We start from the raw sequence: 10,112 nt of genomic DNA on the forward strand, positions 1-10,112 counted from the left end.
TCAGATGTGTATAATAGACATATACCTCGGTCAAGCTGACCCAGCCGGATTTCCGGGGACGGCCCACACGCATCATGTGGGTCAAGGGCAGTGGCTCCGACCTGGCGACCATGACGATGGCGGACTTTGTGCCGCTGCGCCTGGACGATGTATTGCCGCTGGAGGAGCGCGAAAGCCTCAGCGATGAGGAAATGGTGGCCTATCTGCTCCATTGTATGGCCGAGCCAGGGCGTCCGCGTCCTTCGATCGAAACGCTGCTCCATGCCTTTTTGCCCTTTGCCCATGTCGACCATACGCATCCTGATGCTATTCTGGCTTTCGCCAACGCCCAAAACGGGCGCCGTTTAGCGGAGGAGGTCTTTGGCCGACGCATGGCCTGGATTCCTTATATCCGTCCTGGTTTTACCCTGGCCAAACAGGTCGCTCAGGCTGTTCGCGCTGACCCTGGCATCGAGCTGGTCATTCTGGAAAAGCATGGCCTGGTGACCTGGGGCGAGAGCGCCCGCGCCTGCTATGAGCAGACCCTGCGTGTGGTCCAGGAGGCCGAAGACTTTGTCGCCGCTGAGCGTCAACGCCGGGGCAGAACGACCGTCCTCGTCGGTCAGCCGACCCTGAGCGCCGCCGAGCGTGAGCAGCTCCTGACAGCCATCCTGCCTGGCCTGCGCGGTCAGCTCAGCCAGCCACAGCGTATGATCTTGACGGTTGACAGCAGTGAAGAGGCCCTCACCTTTGCCTGTGCCGTGGAGGCAGGTGAGGTAGCCCGTCGTGGCTCAGCCTGTCCTGATCACCTTGTGCACACCCGTCACTGGCCCGTCTGGGTTCCGTGGGAGCCAGCTCAAGGCAGCGAAGCCCTCAAGGCGACCCTACGCGACGAAATCGCCGCCTTCCGGCGTAACTACCAACGCTACTTTGAGGAATGTCATCATCCAGGCGACGTCTTGCAACACGCCAATCCCCGCATTGTTGTTATCCCCCACGTCGGCATCATTGCCAGCGGACGCGATGCCCAAATGGCTGGGGTTGCCCGCGATCTCTATCAGCGCGCTGTTGCCGTCATGCGCTCCTGTGAAAGCATAGATCGCTTTACCCCCCTCTCCGAAAGAGAGGCCTACGACATCGAGTACTGGCCGCTGGAACTCTATAAACTGACACGCCGCCCACCTGAAAAAGAGCTGGCCGGACGCATCGCCCTGGTCACTGGGGGAGGCAGCGGCATCGGGCGCGCCACAGCCCTGCGCCTGGCTGCCGAGGGCGCTCATGTGGCCATTCTTGATCTCAATGGCCAGAGCGCTCACGAGACCGCCAGCGCCATCGAGCAGCAGTATGGCCAGGGACGTGCCATCGCCTGCCCCTGCGACGTCAGTGACGAAGAGCAGGTCGCTGCCGCCTTTGCCGCCACTGTGCGCGCTTACGGCGGACTCGATATTGTCGTCAGCAACGCCGGGTTCGCCACCGCAGCCCCGCTGACTGCGACTCGTCTGCAGGACTGGCGCAGGGTCTTTGAGGTCCTTGTTCAAGGCTACTTCCTGGTGGCACGTGCTGCCTTCCGCCTCTGGCAGGAGCAGGGTATCGGCGGCAGCTTGATCTTTATTACCTCCAAAAATGCTGTAGTAGCTGGAAAAGACAACAGCGCTTATAGCGCTGCTAAGGCTGCTGAGCAGCATCTTGCGCGCTGTCTGGCCGAAGAAGGGGGGCCCCTTGGGATACGTGTCAATAGCGTCATGCCCGACGCTGTGCTGCGTGGCTCTGGTATCTGGAGCAGTGCGTGGCGTGAAGAGCGGGCGCGAGCCTATGGCATCGCTCCTGAACAGCTAGAAGACTATTATCGCCAGCGCACGACCCTCAAGGTCAATGTCTTCCCGGAGGATATTGCTGAGGCTGTACTCTTCTACGCTTCTGACCGTTCCTCCAAGACGACTGGCAGCGCCCTCACCGTTGATGGCGGGGTCCCTGCTGCCTATCTGCGCTAGCACCAGCACCAGTGCTTGACCGCTTGGCTGACACTCTCGGCAAACGCCAGACGCTGTCTAGAAGAGCGAGGAAGAGAAAAAGGATGAGCGAGCGCTATCTTGCCGTAGTCGACCTGGGAGCGGAGAGCGGGCGCGTGCACCTGGCGCGCTACGATGGCCGGCGCCTGACGCTCGAAGAGGTCCACCGCTTTGCCAATGGCCCGGTGGCATTGCCACAGCATCTCTACTGGAACGTGCTCGCCCTCTGGCAGGAGGTGGTCAGCGGACTGCGAAAAGCCCGTCGTCTGGCCGGCAAGCTCGATAGCATCGGCGTCGACACCTGGGGAGTCGATTATGCCTTGCTAGACGAGCGAGGATTATTGCTTGGGATGCCTGTCCACTATCGCGACCGGCGCACTGAGGGCCTCATGGAGGAGGCCTTTACCCGCCTGTCGCGTGAGGAGATCTATGCCCGGACAGGCATCCAATTCATGCCGATTAATACCCTCTACCAGCTCCTGGCTCACCAACGCGAGCAGCCTCGCCTGCTAGAACACGCGACCCATCTGCTGCTGATGCCTGATCTCTTCCACTACTGGCTCAGCGGAGAACGCCTCTGCGAATACACCAATGCCACCACAACGCAATGTTGGTCGGTCCCGCAAGGAGACTGGGCCAGGGACCTACTCGTCAGGCTTGGCTTGCCGGTGCATTTCCTGCCGCCGGTAGTCGCGCCAGGGACTCCCCTGGGCAAGTTACAAGGCGAACTGGCTGAGGAGCTAGGGAGAGAAGTAACCATTGTCGCCCCAGCAACCCATGATACCGCCGCAGCCGTTGCCGGCATACCTATGCCTGCCACCCCTCATGATCGGGCTTACATCAGCTCCGGCACCTGGTCCTTGGTAGGTCTTGAGCTGTCGCACCCCCAAATCGCTCAGGGAAGCGCCAGCAACTTCACCAACGAAGGAGGTGTCTTCGGCACTGTGCGTTTTCTACGCAACGTCATGGGCCTCTGGCTGCTCCAAGAATGCCGTCGTAGCTGGCAAGAGCAAGGGCAGTCATTCACCTATGAGCAGCTCTTTGCTCTGGCCGCAGGCGCCCCAGCCCGAACCGCTCTCTTTGATCCCGACCACCCCGGCTTTCTGCCGCCGGGCGACATGCCGACACGCATCCGCCAGCAGCTTGGCGCTTACAGCCAGCCCGTGCCCGCTGTCGAAGACATCCCCGCCCTTGTACGCGCTATTCTCGACAGCCTCATACTGCGCTATCGTCAAATACTAGAGCTGGCCGTCAGTATCACCCGAGGAGCGCTCCAGGCCATCCACATCGTCGGAGGGGGCGCGCAAAACCGCTGGCTCAACCAAGGACTAGCCGACGCCACTGGTCTGATGGTCATTGCCGGCCCAATTGAAGCCACTGCCCAGGGTAACGCCCTGCTCCAGCTCGTTGGACTTGGAGAACTGCATTCCCTCGAAGAAGTACGCGCCCTGGCGGCTAACTCCACAGCGACAGAGACCTTTCTCCCTCATCCTGAGCAACGTGCTGCCTGGGATGAGGCCTATGCACGCTTCACGGCACTCTTCCCGCTAATCCCCCCTCCCCAGGAGCAGCGGGGCTGCTGAGCGAGGGCCTAGAGCGAGACCCGCTCGCCCAGCAGCTCCACCCCTGCGGTCAAGCGGAGGTAGCTGTCTAACTGGCAGCCTCCAATCCAAAGGCCCGGCGCAGGGCCTGGCAACATTCAGCGATCGCCTCCTGGGTCTGCGTCAGAGGAATAGGGGGCGTTAGAAAACCGTGGATCATCCCCTCATAACGGTGGATCGTCACGGGTACCCCCGCCTCGCGCAGGCGCTCCCCATAGAGTTCGCCTTCGTCGCGCAACGGATCATACTCGGCGGTGATCACCAAGGCCGGTGGTAGTCCGCGTAGATCCTCGCGCAACATTGGCGAGACCAGCGGGTTACGTGCCTCATCAGGACTGTTCAAGTAATGATTGGCGAACCACAGCATATCAGCGAGCGTCAGGCTATAGCCCTGGCCATTCTCGCGGCGCGATGGCGTCTCTGCCGTAAAGTCCGTCGCTGGGTAGATCAACAACTGGAAGACCAGCGGTGGCCCACCGCGCTCGCGTGCCAGATGCGTCACCACGGCGGTGAGATTGCCGCCGGCGCTGTCGCCACCAACAGCCAGGCGCTGAGCATCCCCGTTCAGTTCTGCCGCATGCTCGGCCACCCAACACGTCGCCGCGTAGCAGTCCTCAACTGCTGCTGGGAACTTATGCTCGGGCGCCAGCCGATAGTCGACAGAGACCACCACGCAGCCGCTGCCGTTGGCCAGACTGCGACAAAGGCCATCATGCGTCTCCAGATTGCAGATCACCCAGCCACCGCCGTGAAAGAAGACGAGCAACGGAAAAGGTCCAGAACCCGCCGGGGTATACACGCGAATAGGGATCTCGCCTGCAGGTCCAGGAATGCGCCGATCCTCAACACGGGCCACCGGCTCCTTGATCTGAGCCGTGGCAAGCTGGGCGGCGATGGCTTCACGTGCCATCTGTGGAGACAAAGCACTGATTGGGGGCACGTTCATCGCCGCCAACCCATCGAGATAGATACGCAAATTCGGATCGAGAGGCATCAGTTAATTCCTGCCTTTCTAATGGTAAAGAGAATCTATTGTTGGATTACTCGCTGTCCTTGCCACCCCACGAGCGGCTAGCGCTGGATAGAGGGGGGCAGCCCGAGCAACAGCAGCAATATCATCATAGCCTACCATTGGAGGACAAGACAAATATCAACATCGAGGCATAGATCTCCAGCATACGATCAGACGAGCATCTGCAACGAGCCAGCTATCGTCCAGCAGCCTCGAAGATCGTCTTCGCAGGCCGGACCTGGCCGACCTCAGCCGCCAGCGCAGGGCTTCCTGATGGCGAGAAAGAGAGCATACCGGTAGCGGGGTTGATAGAGGAGCTGTCACGACATATGCAGCACGGTCTGATAATTGGTTCTTGTACCCAAGATCACAGAGGCTGTAACAGTGTTACTGTGACAGAGAGACTGACTGCACGTCGGAAGTTATCCACAAGTTATCCACTTGAGGAGGGCCAAATTGGTGGATAACACTCTTTTCGCCTCCCCCGGATTACTGTATAATGTAGTGGGGAGAAGTGGGGGAAAGTGGTGAATCCTGGTGCTGCTGCCCAGGCCACTGGCAGACCCTTCGCCTGTTTCCAGATCTGGCTAAGGGGAGAGGCAGCTCCTCATCGCAGAGTTGAGAGAGCCTATGTTTCTAGGCGAGTACGAGCACACAATTGACTCGAAAGGACGCATGGCTGTTCCGGCGCGCTTTCGGGCGCAGATGGGGCGAGGAGCTGTCATTAGCAAAGGCATGGGGACCTGTCTGTCGGTCTATCCAATGCAACGCTGGGAAGAGAAATCGGCGGAGCTGGTGGCGGGCAAGAATAGCGATGAGTTGCGCGACTTCGAGCGTCGTATCTATCCCAGCGCCAGCGAAGTCGAGCTAGATGCTCAGGGACGGATTGTCATCCCGGCCAAGCTGCGGGCCTATGCCAGGCTTGGCACGGAAGTTACTGTGGCCGGCGTGCGAGATCATTTTGAGATTTGGGATCGTGCCATCTGGCGAGCCTATCAGGAGAAGCTAGAGGCCGAGGGAGGAAAAATTCCTTTTTAGTTTTTGCGTGAGGTGGCCTGTGCAGGAGGATGAAGCGGAGCAGCGGGGGGCGAGAGAGGGTGTAGAGAGGCAAGGAAGGGAGGTTCTCCCTACCGTCGAGCGCTCGGCTGCGCCTACCATGTGGTTTAAGCGAGTGGAGTATGGAAGCATCATGGCATATGCCGGTGCTGCTGGAAGAGGTGGTACGATTTCTTCAGCCGCAAGCAGGCGGTCATTATATTGATGGGACATTAGGTGAAGGTGGCCATACAGAGGCGATTCTTGAGCATTCGGCTCCCGATGGCAGAGTTCTGGGTATTGATCTCGACCCCGAGGCGCTGGATCGCGTAGCGCAGCGCCTCTCTAGGTATGTGAAAAGTGGACGCCTGATTCTGGTGCAAGGCAACTTTGCCGACCTCGAACGCATCGCTGCAGCGTACGCTTTCGGGCCGGTCCAGGGGATTCTCCTCGACCTGGGGTTCTCGTCTCTGCAGCTGTCAAATCCGCGGCGCGGCCTCTCTTTCACTGTGGACGGGCCCTTGGATATGCGGTTTGATCCGGCGCAGCCGCTCTCCGCTGCTGACTTAGTGAACCGGGCCGATGAGCAGGAACTGGCCGACATCTTTCACCGTTATGGTGAGGAACGCTACGCGCGCCAGATTGCCCGGCGCATTGTGCGTGAACGTGAGCAGGCACCCATCACCAGTACACGCCGGCTGGCTGAAATTGTAACAGCGGCCATCGCTGCCGCGCGCCAAGGGCCCCCCCGCGATGGCATCCATCCAGCGACGCGCGTCTTTATGGCTCTGCGCATTGCTGTCAATCGCGAGCTGGAGAATCTGGAGCGAGCTTTGCCGCAGATGCTCAATCTGCTCAGCCGCCCTGCCCCTGGCGGACACGGGCCGGCAGGCAGAATGGTCGTCATCGCTTTTCATTCGCTGGAAGATCGCATTGTGAAGGAATTTATGAAGCGCGAGGCGACGGATTGCCTCTGTCCCCCGCGGACACCCGTTTGCGTCTGTGGCCATCGCGCGCGGCTGCGCCTGCTCACTCCGAAGCCAGTGCGGCCAACGGCTGAGGAGGTCAGTGCTAACCCGCGCTCGCGTAGTGCTCGCCTACGTGTTGCCGAGCGCCTGGCCGATGCTTCTGCCTGAGGGCCTCTACGGCTGGCCTGCTTTCTCTGCTGCGTCTTAGAGGCGCCACAGTGGCCTTATGGGCTGCCAGCGCAAAGGAGAACAGGCTCTGGCTAGGAAAGGAAGGGTCAGGGCCGCGCAGTAGCCTCGCTGCATCACACAGATGTAGCGACAGCGAGCAAACAGACAAGCAGAGAGCAAGAAGCATACGAGAGAGAAAGAAGGTCCAGCGATGCATTACGCTAGTAGTGGACAGAAAAAAGCCCCAACGCGGCCAATTGTCGCGCTGCGGCGCCGCCGTCAGCTACATCCCTTCTTTTTCCAAATGGGGCCAGTAGCGTTGACGATCAGCTGCGTTCTCCTGATCGCGCTGATGGCTCTGCTCTATCTGTCGCAGCTAAGTCAAGCGCTCAATGTGAACCAGCAGATCCAGGATTACCAGGCAAAGCAGGCGATTCTACAGCGGCAGAATCAGGATCTGGTCAATACGCTGGCCCAGGAGCAGTCTCCGGCCTACATCGCTACCCATGCCCAGGCTCAGGGACTAGTTCCAGCCGATCCCAAGGCCGTCGAGGTGCTGGAAGTGCCCGGTTTGCAATCTGTTCCCGGTCAGCAGTCGGGAGCGGCCCCCTGATACAGCATCCGTCTCCGTCTGTGCCTCAGTGCATGAGCGCCTGAAGCTGAGACAGGCAGGTAGAGAGAATAGGCCCCTGGATTGGATCTCTAGTGATCAGCCACTCAGCCGGACAAACAAGGAGCCAAGAGACGGCTGGTGTATCAGCAGGGGCCTGGCTGATAGACAGCCAGGTAGCCAGGGCCGGATGCCTAAGCCACGAGACGGGCCTGCCTGGATCGTGGCCTCGATCGGAGTTGCCAGCGCGATGCGATGGATGAAGGAAGCAAGGCATGAAGATGAAGAGGAGCAGCATTCCATCAGGGGGAGGAGGCTAGATGAGCACGGAGCTTCGCCGCGCGCGCGCCCGGCAAATGCTCATCTTCCTGCTGGTCTGCGTTGGCATGTTCGCCCTGCTCGGACGACTCTACTACTGGCAGATCGTCGAGGCGTATAGCGGCCACAAGCTGGCGCTGCTAGCCAGTCAGGAGCATATTCATGATCAGGTGCTGACCGCTTCTCGCGGCCTGATCTATGACGCCAATGGCCTGGTGCTTGCAACGAATGTGGTGCGCGATGACGTCTATATCGAGCCTGTCCAGTTCTCCGAGAATCATCCCGATGATCTGCAGGAGGCTCTCACGCAAACCCTGACGGCTCTCCATAGCGTACTGCCTGCGCTCTCCATCGCAGAGACTCGCCGCGCTTTCATGGCAGCGCTTAACGCCAATCGCTGGTCGCTGCTCATTGCCCACGCGGTTACCCCACAGCAAAGTGAGCGCCTGCGCGAGCTGGCCCTACCAGCGGTCTTTCTGGCTCCCCAGACCGAACGTATCTATCCTCAAGGCGACCTGGCCGCCCAGGTGCTTGGCTATGTGGGCTACATCAGCGGCAGTTCCTCCCTGCAGGGCGTCTATGGAATCGAGGCCCAATATAATAGTGTGCTTGCCGGTAAACCAGGCAACCTGACTGCCGAGCGCGATTTATATGGTAATCCCTTGGTAGTTGGTTCCTCCTCGGAGGAGCCACCCGTACCTGGCGCTAATCTCACGCTGACCATCGATAGTACTATCCAGTACTTTGTACAGACTCGGTTAGCCGCTACGGTCAAGCAGCTTGGTGCCCAGGGGGGCACGGTGGTGGTGCTTGATGCCCGCTCCGGAGCTGTGGTGGCAATGGCTGGCTACCCAAGCTATGACCCGAATCAGTATGCCCGTTATGCCAACCAGACCGGCTGCCTCCATAGCGAGGAGGTCTATCTGAATCCAGCCCTTTATTGCGCCTATGAGCCTGGTTCAACGTTGAAAGCCGTGACAATGGCTGCAGCCCTCGATCAGGGCCTGATTACGCCCAATACTACAATCGATGATCGCGGCTATTTGACCTTCAACGATGGAACGCCAATGGTGACAAATTGGCAGAACCAGGCCTGGGGACGTGAGACCATGACTGAAGTCCTGGTGCATTCGGCCAATGTTGGGGCCGCCTATGTGGCCCATGATCTGCTCGGTCCCTCTCGTTATTATCCTTACCTGGCGCGCTTCGGCTTCGGTCAGCGCACCGGTATTGATAGCCCCGAGGCTACGGGCTTCTATCGACGGCCCGGCTCGCCCGGCTGGACCCCCAGCGATCTGGCCCGCCAGGCCTTCGGTCAAAGTATCCTGGCAACACCGCTGCAGGTGGCTCTGGCTTACCAGGCTATTGCCAACGATGGCGTCATGATGCGCCCTTACCTGGTCTCCGCTATCGAGGCTAATGGCCATGTCACGAAGATCCAGCCCCAGGTCGTGCGCCGGGTAATTAGCAGTAAGGCCGCCCGCGAGTTGACCGGTATGCTGGAGGTGGCAGCGATCGATGGCTCTGCACAGCGCGCCCTTGTCCCAGGCTATTCGGTCGCAGCAAAAACTGGTACCGCTACTACGCAGGGGATCGCTGAGGATCAGACCGAAGCTTCGGTCGCCGGCTTTTTGCCCGCCTCTCATCCCCGCTTCGTGATTCTGGTCAAGCTGGATCGTCCCCAGGCCAGTATCTACGGTGGGACTGCCGCCGCTCCTCTGTGGAAAGCTATCGCTCAGGAGCTGATGTGGTACTACCATGTCCCGCCTGATCAGTCGCAGTAATTTCTTTCTGATGCTATAAAAGGTGCAAGATGGAATTACAAGAACAAAAGCAGGAGCATACCAACGATCTGGATTTCCAGGCGAAAGCGCAGCGGCTGGAGGAGCTGGAACTGAGTGAAACCTGGCGGCAGTTGCTGGGGTGGGCCGACCAGCCCGAACAAGAGAAGGCGGGAGAGCAGCCCTTCGCTGAGCCTGTGGTGATCGAACCGCTGCCTAATGATCCCTGGAGCGAGCTGGTACAAACACGGGGCACCGAGGTGATCGATCTCCAGCGCCTGCATGCCAGCCATGAGCCATTGAGCGAGCAGGACGTAGAGCAGGCTCTCCAGGTGATTCAGGAGCAGCCCGTCCAGCCCGGCCAGACCCAGACTCATGAGGCCAATGGTCAGCCAATGGGCGGCGAGAGCTGAAAGACTGAGGGGTGGGCCGCCTGCCTTCTGTCCCGCCTGCCGCTTGGTCCGCTCACCAAGGCCTCTGGCCAGTGGTATCCCTCGGGGCTACAGGCGGCAGGCTCGGTCAGGCCGATGAATTACGTCTATCGTTATTAGTAATATAAAATACTAAAAAGAGTATTGAAATGCCTGATGAGCGTGAGCGACAAGCTCGACAAGCCAAGACGGGCAAGCAG

The 10,112-nt window shown here is 59.8% G+C and carries 8 protein-coding genes; 7 read left to right on the top strand and 1 reads right to left on the bottom strand.

The window, feature by feature from the left end:
• The first annotated feature begins 35 nt into the window (after positions 1 to 35).
• Both rhaD and IRZ24_RS11545 read left to right on the top strand, forming a co-directional pair.
• Positions 36 to 1,970 (top strand): bifunctional rhamnulose-1-phosphate aldolase/short-chain dehydrogenase, encoded by a 1,935-nt coding sequence (rhaD, locus tag IRZ24_RS11540; RefSeq protein WP_297164216.1) that lies wholly within the window; start codon positions 36 to 38, stop codon positions 1,968 to 1,970.
• A gap of 83 nt (positions 1,971 to 2,053) precedes the next feature.
• The gene (locus tag IRZ24_RS11545) at positions 2,054 to 3,571 is read left to right on the top strand and encodes a rhamnulokinase family protein (protein WP_297164198.1); all 1,518 of its coding nucleotides are present in this window, start codon (positions 2,054 to 2,056) and stop codon (positions 3,569 to 3,571) included.
• 67 nt (positions 3,572 to 3,638) lie between these two features.
• Here IRZ24_RS11545 and IRZ24_RS11550 read toward each other — a convergent pair whose 3' ends face one another.
• Entirely contained in the window at positions 3,639 to 4,583 is a 945-nt protein-coding gene (locus IRZ24_RS11550; protein WP_297164201.1) for an alpha/beta hydrolase, read from the bottom strand.
• Between the two features lie 648 nt (positions 4,584 to 5,231).
• Between IRZ24_RS11550 and mraZ the strand changes: the two genes are divergently transcribed.
• The 5 genes from mraZ (at position 5,232) to IRZ24_RS11575 (ending at position 9,894) form a co-directional block, all read left to right on the top strand.
• Entirely contained in the window at positions 5,232 to 5,639 is a 408-nt protein-coding gene (gene mraZ, locus IRZ24_RS11555; protein ID WP_112430241.1) for a division/cell wall cluster transcriptional repressor MraZ, read from the top strand.
• A 140-nt stretch (positions 5,640 to 5,779) separates the two neighbouring features.
• Entirely contained in the window at positions 5,780 to 6,772 is a 993-nt protein-coding gene (rsmH, locus tag IRZ24_RS11560; protein WP_297164207.1) for a 16S rRNA (cytosine(1402)-N(4))-methyltransferase RsmH, read from the top strand.
• A 211-nt stretch (positions 6,773 to 6,983) separates the two neighbouring features.
• Positions 6,984 to 7,385 (top strand): hypothetical protein, encoded by a 402-nt coding sequence (locus tag IRZ24_RS11565; RefSeq protein ID WP_297164209.1) that lies wholly within the window; start codon positions 6,984 to 6,986, stop codon positions 7,383 to 7,385.
• A 317-nt stretch (positions 7,386 to 7,702) separates the two neighbouring features.
• Positions 7,703 to 9,484 (top strand): penicillin-binding protein 2, encoded by a 1,782-nt coding sequence (locus IRZ24_RS11570; RefSeq protein ID WP_297164211.1) that lies wholly within the window; start codon positions 7,703 to 7,705, stop codon positions 9,482 to 9,484.
• Between the two features lie 29 nt (positions 9,485 to 9,513).
• Entirely contained in the window at positions 9,514 to 9,894 is a 381-nt protein-coding gene (locus IRZ24_RS11575; RefSeq protein ID WP_297164213.1) for a hypothetical protein, read from the top strand.
• The last annotated feature ends 218 nt before the right edge of the window (positions 9,895 to 10,112 follow it).

The organism is Thermogemmatispora sp. (genome assembly GCF_019683755.1).
Classification (GTDB): domain Bacteria; phylum Chloroflexota; class Ktedonobacteria; order Ktedonobacterales; family Ktedonobacteraceae; genus Thermogemmatispora.

Excerpts from the sequence above, each read along its gene's own strand:
- IRZ24_RS11545 (WP_297164198.1), top strand. The coding sequence starts at position 2,054 with ATGAGCGAGCGCTATCTTGCCGTAGTCGACCTGGGAGCGGAGAGCGGG.
- IRZ24_RS11550 (WP_297164201.1), bottom strand. The coding sequence starts at position 4,583 with ATGCCTCTCGATCCGAATTTGCGTATCTATCTCGATGGGTTGGCGGCG.
- mraZ (WP_112430241.1), top strand. The coding sequence starts at position 5,232 with ATGTTTCTAGGCGAGTACGAGCACACAATTGACTCGAAAGGACGCATG.
- rsmH (WP_297164207.1), top strand. The coding sequence starts at position 5,780 with ATGGAAGCATCATGGCATATGCCGGTGCTGCTGGAAGAGGTGGTACGA.
- IRZ24_RS11565 (WP_297164209.1), top strand. The coding sequence starts at position 6,984 with ATGCATTACGCTAGTAGTGGACAGAAAAAAGCCCCAACGCGGCCAATT.
- IRZ24_RS11570 (WP_297164211.1), top strand. The coding sequence starts at position 7,703 with ATGAGCACGGAGCTTCGCCGCGCGCGCGCCCGGCAAATGCTCATCTTC.
- IRZ24_RS11575 (WP_297164213.1), top strand. The coding sequence starts at position 9,514 with ATGGAATTACAAGAACAAAAGCAGGAGCATACCAACGATCTGGATTTC.